The following is an 18,689-nucleotide window of genomic DNA, read 5'->3' on the forward strand; positions in this document are numbered from 1 at the left end:
TGCCAGGATAGCGGCACAGAATGGAGAGCGGCGTGCCCAATACAGCCAGACGCGCAGTGCTGCTGATCACCGACAAGCCGACAGCAGAAACCCGCCGCACGGCCAAGGGGCTGGGTGCCGATCCGATCCTGCTGGGTGACTTCGTAGCCAGCCATCTGGACACCGATCCCTGCCTGGTTGTCGATGTCGACCTGCGCAAGCTCGACAATGTGCACCGGCTCAAATCCGCCCTGGTCAAGCGCGGCAACGGCTGCCGCATCTTCCTGATCGATAGCGACAATCGCGTGGCCAGCGTGCACGCCAATGTGCTGGGGGCCAATCAGCTGATGCCCCGGCAGTCGAGCGTGGCCGACATGCGGGCGGCGCTGCAACACCATTTCGGCAAGAGCCGGCCCGCGGGCGGCGACCGCGCGACATCAGCCCAGCTGCAAGCGATCGGCGGCGGCGTGGTCGCACTGGGCGACAGCTTCAAGGCCATGAGCAGCAATGGCAAGCTGGACAAGGCAGGCGTCATCAAGGCCTGCGAGCAGATCGCCGACTCGGTCTGCGTGACCAGCGTAACCGACTGGATGGCGGCTGTGCGCGACCACCATGACGGCACCTACCAGCACTGCATGCTGGTGACCGGTGTGGCTTCAGCCTTTGCCACCAAGACGGGCATGTCGCGGGCCGACATCCTGCGGGTCACCATAGCCGGCCTGCTGCACGATATCGGCAAGTCCACCATTCCCATTGCGCTGCTCGACAAGCCCAGCGCCCTGACCCTGCGCGAAACCGACATCATTCGCGGCCATCCGGCGGCGGGCTTTGACTATCTGGCGGCGCAGGGCGGCATCGAGCGCGATATCCTCAATGCGGTGCGGCATCACCACGAATACCTCGATGGCAGCGGCTATCCGGACAGGATCAACGCTGCCGACATCGATGAGATGACGCGCATCATCACGGTCAGCGACGTCTATGCGGCGCTGATCGAACGGCGCAGCTACAAGGAACCCAAGAGCCATGCCCAGGCCATTGCCGTGCTCCAGGCCATGGCGAGCGCCGGCAAGGTGGAAGCCCGACTGGTCCGCGAAATGGACCGGGTGATGGCCCCCAATCCCGGCTAGATTTCGCTGCCGCTGACGCCGGCAGCGGCGAAGGTGGCCATATTGGTGTGCAGATGCAGCGCCGTCTTGGCCAGCACGGCAGCCAAAGCGGCCCCGCTGCCCTCACCCAGACGCATGCCCAGATCGAGCAGCCCCTTCTGCCCCATGGCGGTCAAGGCCCTGGCATGGCCGGATTCAGCCGAGACATGGGCGAAGAGACAATGATCGATCGCCGCCGGATTGACGGCGTGGGCAAGGGCGGCAGCCGAGGTGGCGACGAAGCCATCGATGATGACGGGCACCTTCTGGTGGCGGGCGGCCAGCAGGGCGCCGAGCATGGCGGCGATCTCGCGGCCACCGACGCGGGCGAGGATGGCCAGCGGGTGGTCGAGTTCGCCGGCGTGTCGGGCCAGAGCGCGATCAACGGCGTCGGCCTTGCGCGTGAGGCCGGCATCATCGACGCCGGTGCCGCGGCCGACCCAGTCAGCGCCGGTGCCGCCATAGAGCGCAGCATAGATGGCGGCGGCCACCGTGGTATTGCCGATGCCCATTTCGCCAATGCAGATCAGGTCCGGCTTGCCGGCAATGGCTTCCATGCCATAGGCGATGGTGGCGGCGCACATCTTGTCGTCCAGCGCCGGCACCAGGGTGATGTCGCCGGTGGGCAGTTCGAGCGCCAGCTCAAAGACGCGCAGATTGATTTCATGCAGGGCGCAAATCTGGGAAATGGCGGCGCCGCCATTGGTGAAATTGGCCACCATCTGGGCGGTGACTTCGCGCGGGAAGGCCGAGACGCCCTGGTCGGTCACACCGTGATTGCCGGCAAAGATGGTGACCATGGGATTGTCGAGCCGCGGCTGGGCCCGGCCCTGCCAGCGCGCCAGAAACTCCACCAGGCCCTCGAGCGCGCCGAGCGAACCGGGCGGCTTGGTCAGCTGCGAGTCGCGGGCCCGGACTGCTGCGACGGCCGACTCATCGCCATCGGGAACGATGGTCAGAAGTTCGAGAACGTCGGCATAGGCGGGATTGAGCGAGGGCATGGCGAGTCCGGGATGCTGTGGTAGGAAGGAGGCATGTTGTTGCCTAGAACAGGGCCGAATGCAATTGACCCAAACGCCACAAAAGGATGCGATTGCGCCTGAGGCGATCGAGCCCAGCCGCCCGGCCGCCCCACCCGGCGGGATGGGGCTGATCGACGACCTGGTCATGGCGCTGCGGTTCTTTTCCCGGCTGCCGACCGGGGACAGCCCGCACCAGAAGCCGGACCTCAACCGCATTGCCATGGCGCTGCCACTGGCCAGCCTGGTGATCGGGATTGGCCCGGCGGCTCTGCTGGTCGGGGGCACCCTGCTCGGCCTGCCGGCCTATTTCGTGGCGGCGCTGGCGGTGGGCGCCATGGTGCTGGTGAGCGGGGCCATGGCCGAGGATGCACTGGCCGATGCGGCGGACGGGCTGTTCGGCGGCCATAGCCCGGCGCGCCGACTCGAAATCATGAAGGACAGTCGGCACGGCACCTATGGGGTGGCCGCCTTGTGCCTGTTCATCCTGCTGCGGGTGACCGGGCTGGGCGCGGTCGCGGCGATCAGCCCCCTAGCCGCCGGGGCTATCTGGCTGGCGGCCAGCATTGTCGGGCGCTCAGGCGCGCTGTGGCTGGCGGTCGCCCTGCCGGCGGCGCGGCCCGATGGCATCTCGGCGGCAGCAGGCGTCGTCAGCGGCCGTAGCTTTGCCGTAGGCGCGGTATTTGCCGTGTTGCTGGCCTTTGTGCTGGGCGGACCGGCAACCAATATGCTGGCGCTGGGTTTTGTCCTGGTGGCCACCCTTGCGGTGATTGCCGGCTGGACGGCGCTGTGCAAGCGCCTGGTGGGCGGGCAGAGCGGCGACCTGATTGGCGCACTGGGCGGCCTGGTTGAAATCGCCGCGCTGGCGGCACTGATGGCGTTCGTGTGATGGCGCAAGGGTTGAAAGTTTCGCTCGGAATGTCTTTATCGGAGAGATGAGTTTGCCCGAAACCGAAAGCGCGCCAGCATGATCTTCATCGGAATTGCGCTGCTGATCTCGGTCGGGCTGGCTTTGCTGATCAGCGCAGATGCGGGCGCCATGGTCGGGCTGTCACAGGGGCAGACCGCCCAATTGCTGCCGCTTCTGGTGCTTCTCATCGTCTTTGCCGGGGGCCTGTTCACTCGCCGCCGTCCCGCCCGCGAACTGCTCACTAGCGTGGTGCTGTGGATCGGCATATTTGCCCTTGCCGGCCTCACCTATGCCTATCGCGACGAGATTACCGGCATTGCCGGCCGCGTGGCGGGGGAATTGCAGCCGGGCGTGGCGGTAGTCAATGCGCAGCAGGGCACGGCGACGTTCCGACGCGGCATGGGCGGGCATTTCGAAATCAATGCCACGGTCAATGGCCATACGACCCCGATGATCTTTGATACCGGGGCCAGCGCCATGGTGCTGACCATTGCCGATGCCGAGGCCGCCGGCATCGACACCGCCAACCTGCGCTATTCCATCGTCGTGTCGACGGCCAATGGCACCGGACGCGCGGCACGGGTGCGGCTCGAGCAGGTGGTGGTGGGCGGGATCGAGCGGCAGGGCATTGTCGCCTTTGTTGCCGAGGCCGGCGCGCTTGAAACGAGCCTTTTGGGCATGACCTTCCTTGAAACGCTCAGCCGCTACAGCGTGACGCAGAACGCGCTGGAACTGGAAGACTAGGCAAAAAAAAAACGGCCGGTGCGCACACCGGCCGTTCTGCTGTCAGGGTGTCGCTCCGATCAGCTGACCGGGAACTGGGTGGCCTGGCCGGCCACAATGTACCAAGTGACAAACAACGCATTGATGAAGGCCCCCGGCAGATAGCTGCCGGTGCGCCGCCAGGCAAAAGTCGACAGGAAGGCCACGATGGCCAGCAGCGGCAGGAACTGCATGGCGATGACCGTGTTGAGCGGCTCGTTCATCGAGAACAGGTGGCCGCTGAACAGCAGCGTGCCGTACTGGAAGGCCAGGAACACCACAAAACCCAGCGCCAATGCGCCGATATTGCTGGCATATTGTACCAGTCGGCTGTCGCCAGCCACCGACAGACCCGCGTGCAGGCCACGCAGAGCCAGCACGAAGAAGACGGTGAAGGGTAGCAGATAGACCAGGGCAATCTTGAACTGGACCAGGCTCATCGGCTTGACGGCCACGACCCAGAAGCGGAAATCGACCTTGAACAGGAAATCGGCGGCCAGCACGAAGAGATAGCCGATGCCGACGGTGGCCAGGGCGATCAGCAGTGACCGCCAGATATCGCCGCGTCCCTCGACCTTGTCGCCCTTGAGCACGAAGCCGAGGGCAAAGACGATGACGCCGTTGAGCACCGCCCAGAAGGCGATCTGACTGGTGATGGTCTGCGGCAGGATGGCCGAGGCCGGCAGTAACAGGCCGCCCCAGTAGAGGAAGGCATAGTAGCTCAGCACCGGCACGAAGGCGCTGAGGGCAAACACCAGCCACCACTTGGGCGTGCGCTTGACATAGGCGGTATCGCTCGGATTTTCGAGCGACACGGTGCGCAGGCCGGCAAAGGCCGGGGCGGCGAGCAGCATGTCGAAGGTGCCAGCGAGCAGGACGACGAAGCCAACCAGGGCGATCAGCGTACCGAGTTCCTTCCAGTGCCAGATCTGGTCGCTGGCCGGGAGGGGCTGGGCGCCGTCCAGGGTCTGGGCGAACCAGTCGATGGCGTAGCCAATGGCCTCGGGGGAGAGGTGGTCACCGGGATGGGTGGTATTGGGAGTCTGCAGCTGGCGGGCGGTGCCGGCGGCAATATCGCCATAGACCTGGCCGGGGACGATGGCCTCTGTGGCGCCGAAGACGGCCTGCAGCTTGGGGCTGGAAGGCGCATCCTGGGCGCGGTCGACGCCCCACATCAGCTGGGAAAATTCGTCATATTTGGAGAAGACCACCGCCAGGTTGCGTGGCCAGCTGGTGGTGCCGTCGGCGGCAAAAGGGGCACCGGTGCTGGAGCCCTCGAGCACCATGGCCTTGTAGCCATCGGGCATGACGCTGGCGGCGGCGAGGACGGTCCAGCCGCCCATGGAGTGGCCTTCCAGGCCGATATTGTCGACATCGACAATGTCGAGGCTGCGCAGATAGGCCAGCGCGCCGGGGCCGCCAAAGCCATTGGCGAAAGCGGGTGCGTCCGAATAGCCGTGTCCGGACTGGTCGAGTGCCAGCACGACATAGCCGCGGCGGGCAAATTCGATGGCAAAGCCGGACTGGGTTTCGCGGCTGTTGATATAGCCATGCACAGCCAAAATAGCCGGTGCCTTGTTGTCGGCGCTGACGCCAGGGGGCACGTAAAGCAGGCCGCTCAGGGTCTGGCCATTGGTGCCGGTGAAGCGCAGATCCTTGATGGTGACGTCGCCGGCGGTCTGGATGAAGTGGGCGAGCAGCGCGCCCAGCAGGATGACGACCCATCCGATGTGAAACAGGCGAAATTTCTTAAACATGCATGCATCTCCTCACATCCAGCCGTGGCGTCAGGACAATGCCTCCTGAAGATGCGCGGTGCTGAAATGTTAGGCGCAGGTCTAATACGAAACCATAATCGTCACAAACGAAATGCAGCCGAGTTAAAGCGAATGCGTGACGAAATGTTGGTCGCGGTGCAACGCCTGTCCGGGCTCAGCCGGCCTGAGCGAGCGGCGGACGCTGGACAGCGTCGAGGGCGCGCAGCAGGACCGAAGTGTCGGCGCCCGGCTTGCAGGCATCCACGCTCATGATCTGGCGGAACTGGCGGGCGCCCGGCAGGCCGGCGGCGAGGCCGAGCATGTGGCGGGTGATATTGTTGATGCGGGCACCGGCGGCGATCTCGCGGTCGGCATAGGCGACCATGGCATGCATCACCGATTCCAGCGTCACGTCAGGTGTCGTGGCGCCAAAAAAGCGGCGGTCGACCTGGGCCAGCAGCATGGGATTGTGATAGGCGGCGCGGCCGAGCATGACGCCATCGGTATGCGCCAGCTGGGCTTCCGCCAGCTCCAGTGTGTCGATACCGCCATTGATGAAGACCGGCAGCGGCGCGAGGCGGGCGCGCAGGCGATAGACCCGGTCATAGTCGAGCGGGGGCACGGTTCGGTTTTCCTTGGGGCTCAGGCCCTGCAGCCAGGCCTTGCGGGCATGGACATAGAGGGCATCAATGCCGGCTTCGACCATGGCATCGGCAAAGCGGTCGAGCCCGGTTTCGACATCCTGGTCGTCAATGCCGATACGGCATTTGACGGTGACCGGGCGGTCGGTGGCGCCGCGCATGGCGCGCACGCATTCGGCCACCAGAGCCGGCTCGGCCATCAGGCAGGCGCCAAAGCGGCCCGACTGTACGCGATCGGAGGGGCAGCCGACATTGAGGTTGATCTCGGCATAGCCATAGTCATGGGCAATGGCAGTGGCAGCAGCCAGTTCGGCCGGATCGGAGCCGCCCATCTGCAGCGCCACGGGTTGTTCGACGGGATCAAAGCGCAGGTGCCGGACGACATCGCCATGCATGATGGCGGCGCTGGTGACCATTTCGGTGAACAGCAGGCTCTCGCGCGTCAGCAGGCGATGGAGGAACCGGCAATGGCGGTCCGTCCAGTCCATCATCGGGGCAACGGAAAAGCGGCGGGAGCGGGCCAGGGCCGAAAATCCGCGTTGATCAGGGGCGTTCATCAATCCGCGGCTGCCTGTTGGTATCGCATTTCTCAGGTTCACCCGCGTCTGACTATCGGCTTGCACCATGGGTTGCAAGATGTTGGCCGCGTGTTGCAGGTGCTGCGGGCGTATGGCTGCATGGCCCGACTGGCGCAAATTTGCATGTGCCGGGGCCGGAAAAAACCGGCACAGGCGCCAGTTTGCCCCCGTTGACGCGCCGATGGTCGTTCCTGGCGCTCTGTCAGAGATTTGAACGCAACAAGATGCCCGAACGGGGCGGTTTAGGTTTGGCCTTGGCGGCTCGGTCGCGTATGGCTTGGGCCTGCACCATGCACATGATCAGGGCATCCCGCGACAACCGCTTTGCCAAACAAGGAGATCGGGCCGAATGAACGCCGCAAAGCCAGCCGTCGGATCGGCACGCGTTTTGACTGGCATCATTGCCCTGGCCTCCTGTTCGACCGACAGCCATGGCACTACGCAGCCCACCTGCCGCGGCCAGGTTTTTGATCGCCGGGATGCGGCCCCTCTTCAACGCCTGCCGCGTCAGCGCGCATGTCAACCGGCAAGGGGAACCCAACGCCACCGCCGCTCACGTCTCTGCCACGGGTCTTTCAAACGATAATGCCATTGTCTCTCTTGCTCATCGCCATTGTCGCTGCCCCCTTCGTGACGGCTCTTATCGCTGCAAGTCTTCCGGCCAATGCCCGCAATGCCGAGGCCTGGCTTTCGGGCGTTCTGTCGCTGGGCCTGCTGGCCATCACCCTGTCGTTTTACCCCCATGTCGCCGATGGCGGCGTGGTTCGCTACGAGATCGAGTGGCTGCCGTCACTGGGGCTGAACCTGATCCTGCGCCTGGACGGCTTTGCCTGGATGTTCTGCGTGCTGATCACCGGCATCGGCTTTCTGGTGGTGCTCTATACTCGCTACTACATGTCACCCAAGGATCCGGTGCCGCGCTTTTTTGCCTTCCTGCTGGCCTTCATGGGCGCCATGCTCGGGCTGGTGACGGCCGGCAATATCATCCAGCTGGCGATCTTCTGGGAGCTGACCAGCGTCATCTCCTTCCTGCTGATCGGCTACTGGCACCACCGCAGCGACGCTCGCGACGGCGCCCGCATGGCGCTGATCATCACGGCCTCGGGCGGGCTGGCGCTGTTTGCCGGCCTGCTGGTCATCGGCCATATCGTGGGCAGCTACGATCTCGACGTGGTTCTGGCCTCAGGCGACAGTATCCGCAATCACGGCCTCTACAATGTGGCGCTGATCCTGATGCTGCTGGGCGCCATGACCAAGAGCGCCCAGTTCCCGTTCCAGTTCTGGTTGCCCCATGCCATGGCGGCCCCTACCCCCGTCTCGGCCTATCTGCATTCGGCCACCATGGTGAAGGCTGGCGTCTTCCTGCTGGTGCGCTTCTGGCCGGTGATGTCGGGCACCGAGGGCTGGTTCTGGATCGTCACCTTTGCCGGCCTCATCACCCTGATGATCGGCGCCTATGCCGCCCTGTTCCAGCGTGACCTCAAGGGATTGCTGGCCTATTCCACGATCAGCCATCTTGGCCTCATTACCACGCTGATCGGCATGAGCACGCCGCTGGCGCTGGTCGCGGCCATCTTCCACATCGCCAATCACGCCACCTTCAAGGCGTCGCTGTTCATGGCCGCCGGCATCATCGACCATGAGACCGGCACACGCGACATCAGGCGGCTGAGCGGGCTCTACCACTTCATGCCCTTCACCGCGACGCTGGCCATGATCGCCAGCGCCGCCATGGCCGGCGTTCCGCTGCTGAACGGCTTTCTGTCCAAGGAAATGTTCTTCACCGAGACCGCCGAATTCGACCCCAATATGTTCGTCAACCTGGCGCTGCCCATTGGCGCCACGATTGCCGGTATGTTCAGCGTGGCCTATTCGCTGCGCTTCGTGCATGGGGTCTTCTTCGGCCCGCCGCCGGAAAAGCTCGATCGCGTGCCGCATGAACCGCCTGCCCTGATGCGCCGGCCGATCGAATTTCTGGTGCTGATCTGCCTGGCTGTCGGCATCATCCCGGGCATTACCGTGGGACCCTATCTGGCCGCAGCCGTCACGGCCGTGCTGGGCGAGGATACGCCCTATTATAGCCTCTCGATCTGGCATGGCTTCAATCTGCCGCTGCTGATGAGCGTTATCGCGCTGATCGGTGGCGTGCTGCTCTACATTGCCCTGTTCCGCTATCTGGTATCGGACCGCGATGGTACGCCGCTGCTGCATCGCTTCCGCGGCCAGCGCATGTTCGAGAAGGTGCTGGTCACCGTGACCTGGCGCTGGGCCCGGGTGCTGAGCGCCTGGTCGGGCACGCGGCGGCTGCAGCCGCAATTGCTGATCATCGTGACGCTGGCCGTGGCCGTGGGCGCCCTGCCCCTGTGGAACCGGGGCGGCCCGCTGGTAGCGCCCACCACCGCCTTTGATCCGGTCTTTGCGCTGATGTGGCTGGTCGGCGGCACCTGTGCCCTGGCGGCGGCCTACCAGGCCAAGTTTCACCGCTTTGCCGCGATGATCCTGCTGGGAGGCGCGGGGCTTGTCACCTGCATGACCTTTGTCTGGTTCTCGGCGCCCGACCTGGCGCTGACCCAGCTGGTGGTGGAAATCGCCACGACGGTGCTGATCCTGCTCGGGCTGCGCTGGCTGCCGCAGCGGCTGCCCACCGTCTCCATGGATGCGCGCATTCGCGACGCGATGCGGCGGTACCGGGACATGATCGTGGCCGCGGCGGCGGGGCTGGGCCTGGGCCTGGCCTCCTATCTCATCATGACCCGCCCGGCGGTCGAGGGCATTTCGTCGTTCTTCCTCGAAAACGCCTATAGCGAAGGTGGCGGCACCAATGTCGTCAATGTCATGCTGGTCGACTTCCGCGCCTTCGACACGCTGGGCGAAATGGCCGTGCTGGGCGTGGTGGCGCTGACCGTGTTTGCGCTGCTGCGCCGTTTCCGCCCGGCCTCGGAAAGCGTCGGCAAGCCGCAGCAGCAGCTGGCGCAGAATGCCTTCGACCGGGATCGGCCGGAACGCAGCCCGGGCGACACCATTGCGGCCTATCTGCTGGTCCCCTCGCAGATCATGCAGTGGCTGTTTCCGGTGATCATGGTGGTGGCCGTCTATCTCTTCATGCGCGGCCATGACCTGCCGGGCGGCGGCTTTGTCGGCGGGCTGACCATGTCGATCGCCTTCATCCTGCAATATATGGCCGGGGGCACGCGCTGGGTCGAAGACCGGCTGCGCATCCTGCCTGTCATCTGGATCGGATCGGGCTTGGCCATCGCCCTGCTGACGGGCCTGGGCGCCTGGATTTTCGGCTATCCCTTCCTCACCACCTATTTCCAGTATGTCGACATCCCCTGGATCGGCCGCGTGCCGCTGGCATCGGCGCTGCTGTTCGATCTGGGTGTCTTCCTGCTGGTGGTCGGCTCCACCGTGCTGATCCTGATCGCGCTGGCGCACCAATCGGTTCGCTCGCCCCGCCAGTCGCGGACAGCGCGGCGCAGTGCTGCCGTGCCCGTGGCCGAAGCAGGCAGCGAGGAGGTCCGCTGATGGAACTGGTTCTCTCGCTTGCCATCGCCGTGCTGACCGCCTCGGGGGTTTACCTCGTGCTGCGGCCGCGCACCTTCCAGGTGATCATCGGGCTGTCGCTGATATCCTATGCGGTGAACCTGTTCATCTTCAGCATGGGCCGGCTGCGTATCGACGCCGCCCCGCTGCTTGATGCGGCCAATCCGGACATATCGGCCTATGCCGACCCGGTGCCGCAGGCGCTGGTGCTGACGGCCATCGTCATCGGCTTTGCCATGACCGCGCTGTTTCTGGTGGTGATCCTGGCCGCGAGGGGCTTTACCGGCACCGACCATGTCGATGGCAGGGAATGACGCCATGAACTTTCTCGACCACCTGGTCATCTTCCCTATCCTGCTGCCGCTGGCCACCGCCATCCTCGTCACCCTGATCGACGAGCGTTTTGCCACGCTCAAGATCGTCATCAGCCTCACCGCCACCGCCCTGCTGGTGTGTAGCGCGCTGCTGCTGGTCATCCCCACCGTGCATCTGGGACCCTCCGATTCCGAGCTGATCAAGACCTATGCGCTGGGCGACTGGCCAATGCCGTTCGGCATCGTGCTGGTGGCCGACAGGCTCTCGGTGCTCATGGTGCTGGTCACCAGCATTCTGGGCATGGCGACGCTGACCTTTTCGCTGGCCCGCTGGTACAGCGCCGGCGCGAACTTCCCGGCCATCCTGCAACTGCTGCTGATGGGTCTGAACGGCGCCTTTCTCACCGGCGACCTGTTCAACCTCTTCGTGTTTTTCGAAGTGATGCTGGCCGCCTCCTATGGCCTGTTGCTGCATGGCAGCGGCACGGCCCGGGTCAAGGCCGCTCTGCACTATATCGCGGTCAATCTCGTCGCCTCCTTCCTGTTCCTGATCAGCGCGGCGCTGATCTATGGCATTACCGGCACGCTCAACATGGCCGACCTGATCGTCCGCATTCCCCAGATCGCCGCGGCCGACCGGCCGCTGCTCGATGCGGGCCTGGGCCTGTTGGGCCTGACCTTCCTGATCAAGGCGGGCATGTGGCCGATCAGCTTCTGGCTGCCGGGGGCCTATTCGGTGGCGACGGCGCCGGTGGCGGCGATGTTTGCCATTATGACCAAGGTGGGGGTCTATGCCCTGCTGCGCCTGTCCTACCTGCTGTTCGCCGCCGAGGCGGATGGCGTGCTGGGCTTCAGCCACAATGTGCTGTTCATCGGCGGTGTCGCCACCCTGGCCTTCGGCACCGTGGGCGTGCTGGCCGCCCAGACCAGCATGCGCCTGGCCAGCTATCTGGTGCTGGTCTCGTCGGGCACGCTGCTGGCCGGCATCGGCTTTGGCGGCGTGGCCGTGATGAGCGGCGCCCTGTTCTATCTGGTGGTCTCGACCTTTGCGATCGGGGCGCTGTTCCTGCTGATCGAAATCATCGAGCGCTCGCGCATTGTCGGCGCCGACGTGCTGGCCGTTACCATGGAAGCATTCGGCGACCGGGAAGAGGAGGCGGAGCCCGAGCCACAGGAGCCCGGTCTCATCATTCCCGCCAGCACGGCCTTTCTGGGCATCAGCTTCGGCATCTGCTGCCTGCTGCTGGCCGGCCTGCCGCCGCTATCGGGGTTCCTGGCCAAGTTCGCCATGCTCAGCACGGCGCTGGACGGGCCTGACGGGCCGACGGCGCGGTCGTGGTGGCTGATGGGGACGCTGATCGTGTCGGGCCTCGCCGTGCTGATCGCCATGGCGCGCAGCGGCATCAACATCTTCTGGGCGACGCTGGAGCCCGGCGCGGCGCAGGCGCGCATCAGCGAGATCCTGCCCATCGTCGTGCTGCTGACGCTGTGCATTGCACTCAGCATCGTGCCGGCGCCGGTGCTGGCCTATATGGAGAGCTCGGCGGCACTGGTCAGCGTGCCCGAACTCTATGTGCTCGAGGTGATGCGACCCCTGGCGGACGCCAGCGTGATCGAGGAAACCCTTCCATGAGAAGAGTATTTCCCCATCCCCTGCTGATGATCAGCCTGACGCTGATGTGGCTGCTGCTGCAGCAATCGGCTGGCCTGGGCCATGTGCTGCTGGGCCTTGTCGTGGCCTGGGCGGCGTCGCATGCCATGGCGCGCCTGCTGCCGCACAAGCCGCGGATCCGCCGACCCGACCTGATGGTGCGGCTCATCATCGCGGCGGTCGCCGACATCTTCCGCTCCAATATCGCGGTGAGCCGCATCATTCTGGCCGGTTCGACGCGCCAGACCACGGCCGGGTTCATCACCATGCCGCTCGAGCTCAAGGATCCCGCGGCCCTTGCCGTATTGTCGTGCATCCTGACCGCCACGCCGGGCAGCGCCTGGCTGGAATACAATCCCGTCGACAGCAGCGTGCTTATCCACGTGCTCGACCTGATCGACGAACAGGCCTGGATCGACACGGTCAAGCGCCGCTACGAAACCCTGCTGCTGGAGATCTTCCAATGAGCGCCACCATCCTGTTCTGGAGCATCGCCGTGGCCCAGGTGCTACTGGCAGCAGCCATGGTGGTGACGCTTTATCGGCTGGTCATCGGCCCACGTGCGCAGGATCGCGTGCTGAGCCTCGACGCCATGTATGTCATCGCCATGCTGCTGCTGGTCACCTTCGGCATGCGCGTGGGCAGTGTTATCTATTTCGAGGTGGCGCTGCTGATTGGTCTTTTGGGCTTTGTGGGCACGGTGGCACTCGCCAAATTCCTCATGCGCGGCGAGGTGATCGAATGAGCTTTGACGACGTGCCGCTCTGGGCGGCGATCCTGGTCTCGGCCCTGGTGCTGATGGGGGCCGTGTTGACGCTCATCGGGGCCATCGGCCTTACCCGCATGCCATCCTTCTACCAGCGCATTCACATGCCCACTTTGGGCACCAGCTTTGGCGCCATCGGCGTGCTGGCCGCCTCGGCCATTCTTTCCACCATCGGGGAAGAGCGGCTCATCGCGCATGAATTCCTGATCTTCATCTTTGTCAGCGTGACGACGCCGGTGACGCTGATGCTGCTGGCGCGGGCGGCGCTGCATCGTGATCGCGTCGAGGGATCAATAGAGGTGCCGGCGGTCGTCGTGCGGCCGGTCGATCAATAGCTCAGACGTCCGCGTCGACCCGGCGCAGGACCTCGATCACGCCGTCGGCGGAATCGGCCTGGCGCAGCGCGTTCATGACCTGGTCCTGCCGGGCGAACTTGGCAATGCCCGAGAGCACCTTGAGCTGGTCGCCACCCGACTGCTCGGGCATCAGCAGCATCAGCACGATATCGACCTTTTCCTGGTCGACGGCTTCGAAATCGATCGGCCGGGACAAGGTCGCCAGCAGGCCAAGGGTCTTGTCGAGGTGTTCGATGCGGGCATGCGGGATGGCAATGCCATTGCCCAGGCCGGTCGAACCCAGTTCCTCGCGGGCGGCAACGGCCCGGCTGCACAGCTGCCGATTGACCAGACCCAGTTCGGCCGCGCGCTCGGAGAGAAAGCCCAGCAGCTCTTTTCGGCTGGAAACATCCACGTTTACGAAGATGCGCTCACTCGGAAACAAGTCGATTAGCTTCATGCGTGATGATGGTCCAGTTCACAGCGTCACCATGGGTAGACCACAGGGTGCCGCGCGAGTCCATTGACCGGGCTTGCCGAACCGGGCGTGACAAACGGTTCCCCACCGGTGCGCTGTCTCGCCCTCCGACGCTAACATGTTAGCAATGGCCTTTACCGGCGAATTCCCGTATGGCGACAGCAGCTGCGTCCCGAGTGCCCGCCATGCCCCTGCCCCGCTTCATCGCCGTCATCGATATCGGCAAGACCAATGCCAAGGTGGTGTTGATCGATGCCCATACCAAGCAGCAGCTGGCGGCGCGCAGCACGCCCAATAGTGTCCGGCAGGACGGGCCCTATCCGCATGCCGATGTGGAGCGGCTCTGGGCCTTCATCCTCGAGAGCCTGAGTGCCCTGCAGGTCGAGCATGGGGTGGACGGGATTTCCATCACCACCCATGGCGCCACCGCGGCGCTACTGGCCGCCGATCAGTTGGCGCTGCCCGTGCTGGACTATGAATTTGCCGGGCCAGCGTCCAGTGCAGCGGCATATGGCGCCGTGCGGCCGGACTTTGCCGAGACGCTGTCGCCGTCTTTGCCCAATGGGCTCAATATCGGGGCGCAGCTGTTCTGGCAGCGCCAGGCTTTTGCCGCAGAATTTGCCACCGTCACCGCTATCCTGACCTATCCACAATACTGGGCCTGGCGGCTGACCGGCGTGATGGCCAGCGAAGTGACCTCGCTGGGCTGCCATAGCGATCTGTGGGCGCCCGAACAGGGCGATTTCTCCAGCCTCGTCACCAGCCAGGGCTGGCGCGCGCTGTTCCCGGCGGTGCGGCCGGCGGCCTCGGTGCTGGGCCCGATCAAGGGCGAGATTGCCAGCACGACCGGCTTGCGCGCCGAAACGCCGGTGACCTGCGGCATTCACGATTCCAACGCCTCGCTGCTGCCCCATCTGGGCGCCCATGCCGAGCCCTTCACCATCCTCTCCACCGGCACTTGGGCCATCGCCATGACCGTGGGCGGCGACACCAGCCAGCTCGATCCGGCGCGCGACAGCCTCGCCAATGTCGATGCGCATGGACGGCCCGTGCCGACGGCGCGCTTCATGGGCGGGCGCGAATTCGACATGCTGGCGCCCGGCGCCGTGACGCCGAGCGACGCCGATGTGGATGCGGTGATTACCGGCGACATCCAGGCTTTGCCCAGCTTCATGCCGGGCGTCGGCCCCTTCCCTAGCCATGTCGGCTGCTGGACCGGCGATGCCGATGCGCTCAGCCCGGGCCAGCGCACAGCGGCCGTGTCACTCTATCTGGCGCTGGTCACCCAGGCGTGCCTCGGCCTCTGCGGCCTGGGCCAGCAGATCATCATTGAGGGCCCGCTGGCGCGCAACGGCCTGTTCGCGGCAACTCTGGCCGCGCTGACCGGCGTGCCGGTGCTGGCCTCGGGTGATGCCACCGGCACCAGCCTGGGCGCCAGCATGCTGTTTGGCGGCACCGCCGGCAAACCCTCGGGCGTGCCGGTAGCGCCGCTAGACCACAAAGGCCTGCCTGCCTATGCTGCGCGCTGGGCCAGCCGGCTGGGCTGATCGGGGGAGCCATAAGGCGCCCGGGGGCGTTGCCTCCAGAGCCTGCTCACCCCGGAGCGGCGCAGACGGAGGATGGCATGGACAGGCAACAGCATCGCGTGGTGATCGTGGGCGGCGGCTTTGGCGGGCTGGCGGCGGCCAAGGCCCTCAACCATGCCGATGTCGAGCTCGTGGTCATCGACCGGCGCAATCATCACCTGTTCCAGCCTCTGCTCTATCAGGTGGCCACCGCCGCCTTGAGCCCCTCGGAAATTGCCTGGCCGATCCGCCACCTGCTGCGCCGGCAGAAGAATGCAAGGGTGCTGATGGCGACGGTAACGGGGGTGGACACTGAGGCGCGCGCGGTGCTGCTGGAGGATGGCAGCCGCGAGCGGTTTGACACGCTGATCCTGGCGACCGGCGCCCACCATGCCTATTTCGGCAATGATCAGTGGGAGGCGTTCGCGCCCGGGCTCAAGACCGTGGAAGACGCCACCGCCATAAGACGCAAGCTGCTGCTGGCGCTCGAAGCCGCCGAGCGCGAAACCGATCCGCAAAAGCGCCGGGCGCTGCTGACCTTTGCCATTATCGGGGCCGGGCCGACCGGGGTCGAGATGGCCGGCGCGATCATCGAGCTGGGCCGCGCCAGCATCAAGGGCGAGTTCAACTCGATCACCGCCGCCGACCTGCGCGTGGTGATCATCGAGGGGATCGACCGGGTGCTGAGCAATTTCCATCCCGAGCTGTCGGACTATACCCTCAAGGCGCTGCGCGACATGGGCGTCGAGGTCGAGCTGGGCCAGATGGTGTCGGCCATCGATGCCGACGGCGTCAGCTATGGCGACAAGCGGCTCGACACCAAGACCATCATCTGGGCTGCCGGCGTGGCCGCCTCGCCAGTCGCCAAATGGCTGGGCATCGAAGGCGACAAGGCCGGCCGGGTCAAGGTCGCGCCAGACCTGTCGGTGCCGGGCCTGCCGGGCATCTATGTGATTGGCGACGTTGCCAGCCTGAAGCGCGACAATGGCAAGCCGGTGCCCGGGATCGCGCCGGCGGCCAAGCAGGCAGGCGAGCATGTGGCGCGGATCATCCGCCAGCGCCTCGGCGGCGACACGGCACCCCTGCCCTTTGCCTACAAGCATGCCGGCGATCTGGCGACAATCGGCAAGAGTTCGGCGGTGATCGACTTTGGCTGGATCAAGCTCAAGGGCTGGCTGGCCTGGTGGGTCTGGGGCTTTGCCCATATCTATTTTCTGGTCGAGACCCGCACGCGCATCATCATCACCATGAGCTGGCTGTGGATCTATCTCAGCGGGCATCGCAGCGCCCGGCTGATCACCCATGGCCATGCCGACGAAAGGGCGCCGCTCAAGGAAGTCGACGAGGGCTAATCGACGATGGTGGTGACCGAGACAGCCCGTTTGTTGAGCGCGCGCTCGCGCAGCCAGATATAGAGGCCGCTGGCGATGATGATGGATGCCCCCAGGAAGAACCAGTTGTCGGGTGGCTGGCTGAACACCACCCAGCTGGCCAAGGCGAGGTAGATCAGCTGCAGATAGTTGAACGGGGCCAGCGTTGCCGGCGTGGCAAAGCGATGCGCGACCGAGATCAGCATGTGGCCGAGCACGCCTGCCGTGCCCAGGGTGAAAAAGGCGACCCAGGAAATGGGCTGGCTGGGCCAGGTCCAGTCGGTAAAGGCGAAGGGTGTCACAACGAGCAGGGCGATGCCGCCGGCATAGATCTGCTGGGTCATGGCGCCGTCGACCCCGGCCAGCTTGCGGGTGACGATCGAGAACAAAGCGGCAAAGAAAGCGGCCATGAGGCTGAGCAGCGCCGCGGGATGGAAGGCCTCGGTGCCGGGGCGGATGATGACCAGGATACCGATAAAGCCGGCGCCGATCGCCAGCCAGCGGCGCCAGCCCACATGCTCGCCCAGCAGCGGCCCCGACAGGGCGCAGACCATCAGCGGCGAGGTGAAAAGTAACGCGCCGGTGACGGTCAGCGGCAGGTAGCGCATGGAGAGGAAATTGCCCGCGGTGGAACCGAGCAGGCAGAGGCCACGCGCGACTTCGAGCCGCCAGTTGCCCGTGGCAAAGAGATTCCAGCCGCGCAGGGGCAGCACGAAGAGCAGCAGCAGGGCGACATGCATGCCATAGCGCGCGAACATGATCTCACCGGTGGGCAGGCCCGCGACGGAAAGCCATTTGGCGGAAACGTCGAGGAAGATCAGGACGCTCTGGGCCAGCAGCAGAATGAGGATGGCCCGGTTGGGGTTTTCCTCGATGGCGGCAACGTGGCGCGCCATCAGCGTTGCTCGGCAACGAGCGAGACGGGCCGGGCGAGCTTGCGCTCACGCAGCCAGATATAGAGCCCGCTGCCGATGACGATGGGCGCGCCCAGATAGAGCGATGTATCGGGGAACTGGGCAAAGATCAGCCAGCCCGCCAAAGCCATGAAGATGATCTGCAGGTAGGAAAAGGGCGCGATCACCGCGGCCGGGGCAAAGCCATAGGCCACGGTGATCAGCTGGTGGCCGACAAAGCCGAAGACGCCGATGGCGAAAAAGGCGACCCAGCCATCGATCGATGATGGCCACACCCAGTTGGCCAGCGCAAAGGGCAGCAAAGCCACGGTGGCGAAGATGCCCAGATAGAACTGGCTGGTGGCCGGGCTGTCGACGCCCGAGGCCTTGCGGGTGAAGATGAAATAGAAGGCCGAGCTGAAGGCGGCGAAGAGGCAGAGCAGCGAGGCCGGATGGAAGGCGTCACTGCCCGGCCGCACGATGATCAGCACGCCGACAAAGCCCACACCAATCGCCGTCCAGCGGCGCCAGCCCACCTTTTCGCCCAGCAGCGGCACCGAGAGAGCGCAGAGGATCAGCGGCATGGTGAAGGCAATGGCGCCGGTCACGGTCAGCGGCAGATATTGCACGGCGATGAAATTGCCGATCGAGGCGCCCAAGAGGGTAATCGAGCGCAGGATCTGCAGCCGCATATTGCCGGTGCGCAACAGGCCCAGGCCCTGCTGCGGCAGGTTGATGACGCTGACCAGGCCGAGATGGACGACATAGCGCAGGAAGACGATCTGCATGAAGGGAATGCCGACCAGGCCCAGCCATTTGGCGGAGCTGTCGATGCCGGTGAACATGAAATAGGCGACCAGCGCCAGACCGATGCCCATCAGACGGCGTTCGGGGGGCGGAGCAAAAGCAGTAGACATGAGCGTTCCGACGGCCGCGGGGAGGCGCAGCGCTGGGTGCTAGGCTTAAGGATCGTGCCACCC

General features: G+C 65.1%; 17 protein-coding genes. 11 read left to right on the plus strand and 6 right to left on the minus strand.

What is annotated here, in order from left to right; genetic code table 11:
- Positions 1–32 precede the first annotated feature (32 nt).
- The gene (locus GDR53_RS02095) at positions 33–1,109 is read left to right on the plus strand and encodes an HD-GYP domain-containing protein (protein ID WP_193336465.1); all 1,077 of its coding nucleotides are present in this window, start codon (positions 33–35) and stop codon (positions 1,107–1,109) included.
- On the opposite strand, the gene cobT is transcribed toward GDR53_RS02095, so the two are convergent.
- A complete protein-coding gene (cobT, locus tag GDR53_RS02100) occupies positions 1,106–2,128 on the minus strand; it encodes a nicotinate-nucleotide--dimethylbenzimidazole phosphoribosyltransferase (RefSeq protein ID WP_193336466.1) in 1,023 nt (340 codons plus the stop codon). The genes GDR53_RS02095 and cobT overlap by 4 nt on opposite strands.
- A 58-nt stretch (positions 2,129–2,186) precedes the next feature.
- Between cobT and GDR53_RS02105 the strand changes: the two genes are divergently transcribed.
- Both GDR53_RS02105 and GDR53_RS02110 read left to right on the plus strand, forming a co-directional pair.
- Positions 2,187–3,035, plus strand: a complete 849-nt coding sequence (locus tag GDR53_RS02105) for an adenosylcobinamide-GDP ribazoletransferase (protein WP_193336467.1) — start codon at positions 2,187–2,189, stop codon at positions 3,033–3,035.
- Positions 3,036–3,113: 78 nt separating this feature from the next.
- Positions 3,114–3,800, plus strand: a complete 687-nt coding sequence (locus GDR53_RS02110) for a retropepsin-like aspartic protease family protein (protein ID WP_193336468.1) — start codon at positions 3,114–3,116, stop codon at positions 3,798–3,800.
- Positions 3,801–3,859: 59 nt separating this feature from the next.
- Here GDR53_RS02110 and GDR53_RS02115 read toward each other — a convergent pair whose 3' ends face one another.
- Positions 3,860–5,575 (minus strand): alpha/beta hydrolase family protein, encoded by a 1,716-nt coding sequence (locus GDR53_RS02115; protein WP_193336469.1) that lies wholly within the window; start codon positions 5,573–5,575, stop codon positions 3,860–3,862.
- Between the two features lie 175 nt (positions 5,576–5,750).
- Positions 5,751–6,773, minus strand: a complete 1,023-nt coding sequence (gene dusA, locus GDR53_RS02120; RefSeq protein WP_193336470.1) for a tRNA dihydrouridine(20/20a) synthase DusA — start codon at positions 6,771–6,773, stop codon at positions 5,751–5,753.
- A 606-nt stretch (positions 6,774–7,379) separates the two neighbouring features.
- On the opposite strand from dusA, the gene GDR53_RS02125 reads away from it, so the two are divergent.
- The 6 genes from GDR53_RS02125 to mnhG are packed head-to-tail and all read left to right on the plus strand — an operon-like array spanning position 7,380 to position 13,403.
- Positions 7,380–10,319 (plus strand): monovalent cation/H+ antiporter subunit A, encoded by a 2,940-nt coding sequence (locus GDR53_RS02125; protein ID WP_232846704.1) that lies wholly within the window; start codon positions 7,380–7,382, stop codon positions 10,317–10,319.
- Positions 10,319–10,651 (plus strand): Na+/H+ antiporter subunit C, encoded by a 333-nt coding sequence (locus GDR53_RS02130; RefSeq protein ID WP_193336472.1) that lies wholly within the window; start codon positions 10,319–10,321, stop codon positions 10,649–10,651. The genes GDR53_RS02125 and GDR53_RS02130 overlap by 1 nt, the downstream gene beginning before the upstream one ends.
- A 4-nt stretch (positions 10,652–10,655) precedes the next feature.
- On the plus strand, positions 10,656–12,284 hold the full coding sequence (locus GDR53_RS02135; RefSeq protein ID WP_193336473.1) for a monovalent cation/H+ antiporter subunit D: 1,629 nt from the start codon (positions 10,656–10,658) through the stop codon (positions 12,282–12,284).
- Positions 12,281–12,769: a Na+/H+ antiporter subunit E gene (locus GDR53_RS02140; RefSeq protein ID WP_193336474.1), complete on the plus strand. Its 489-nt coding sequence runs from the start codon at positions 12,281–12,283 to the stop codon at positions 12,767–12,769. Before GDR53_RS02135 ends, GDR53_RS02140 begins: the two co-directional genes overlap by 4 nt.
- Positions 12,766–13,047: a K+/H+ antiporter subunit F gene (locus tag GDR53_RS02145; protein WP_193336475.1), complete on the plus strand. Its 282-nt coding sequence runs from the start codon at positions 12,766–12,768 to the stop codon at positions 13,045–13,047. The genes GDR53_RS02140 and GDR53_RS02145 overlap by 4 nt, the downstream gene beginning before the upstream one ends.
- Entirely contained in the window at positions 13,044–13,403 is a 360-nt protein-coding gene (gene mnhG, locus GDR53_RS02150) for a monovalent cation/H(+) antiporter subunit G (RefSeq protein WP_193336476.1), read from the plus strand. The genes GDR53_RS02145 and mnhG overlap by 4 nt, the downstream gene beginning before the upstream one ends.
- A gap of 1 nt (position 13,404) precedes the next feature.
- Here mnhG and GDR53_RS02155 read toward each other — a convergent pair whose 3' ends face one another.
- Positions 13,405–13,863 (minus strand): PTS sugar transporter subunit IIA, encoded by a 459-nt coding sequence (locus GDR53_RS02155; protein ID WP_193336477.1) that lies wholly within the window; start codon positions 13,861–13,863, stop codon positions 13,405–13,407.
- 203 nt (positions 13,864–14,066) lie between these two features.
- On the opposite strand from GDR53_RS02155, the gene GDR53_RS02160 reads away from it, so the two are divergent.
- Together GDR53_RS02160 and GDR53_RS02165 are read left to right on the plus strand one after the other, a co-directional pair.
- A complete protein-coding gene (locus GDR53_RS02160) occupies positions 14,067–15,428 on the plus strand; it encodes an FGGY-family carbohydrate kinase (protein ID WP_232846705.1) in 1,362 nt (453 codons plus the stop codon).
- A 77-nt stretch (positions 15,429–15,505) separates the two neighbouring features.
- Positions 15,506–16,798, plus strand: coding sequence for an NAD(P)/FAD-dependent oxidoreductase (locus GDR53_RS02165; protein ID WP_193336478.1), 1,293 nt, complete (start codon positions 15,506–15,508; stop codon positions 16,796–16,798).
- Here GDR53_RS02165 and GDR53_RS02170 read toward each other — a convergent pair.
- Entirely contained in the window at positions 16,795–17,712 is a 918-nt protein-coding gene (locus GDR53_RS02170; protein WP_193336479.1) for a DMT family transporter, read from the minus strand. The genes GDR53_RS02165 and GDR53_RS02170 overlap by 4 nt on opposite strands.
- A complete protein-coding gene (locus tag GDR53_RS02175) occupies positions 17,712–18,626 on the minus strand; it encodes a DMT family transporter (protein ID WP_193336480.1) in 915 nt (304 codons plus the stop codon). Before GDR53_RS02175 ends, GDR53_RS02170 begins: the two co-directional genes overlap by 1 nt.
- Between the last annotated feature and the right edge of the window lie 63 nt (positions 18,627–18,689).

The sequence above is a fragment of the Devosia beringensis genome (genome assembly GCF_014926585.1).
In the GTDB taxonomy this organism is placed as follows: domain Bacteria; phylum Pseudomonadota; class Alphaproteobacteria; order Rhizobiales; family Devosiaceae; genus Devosia; species Devosia beringensis.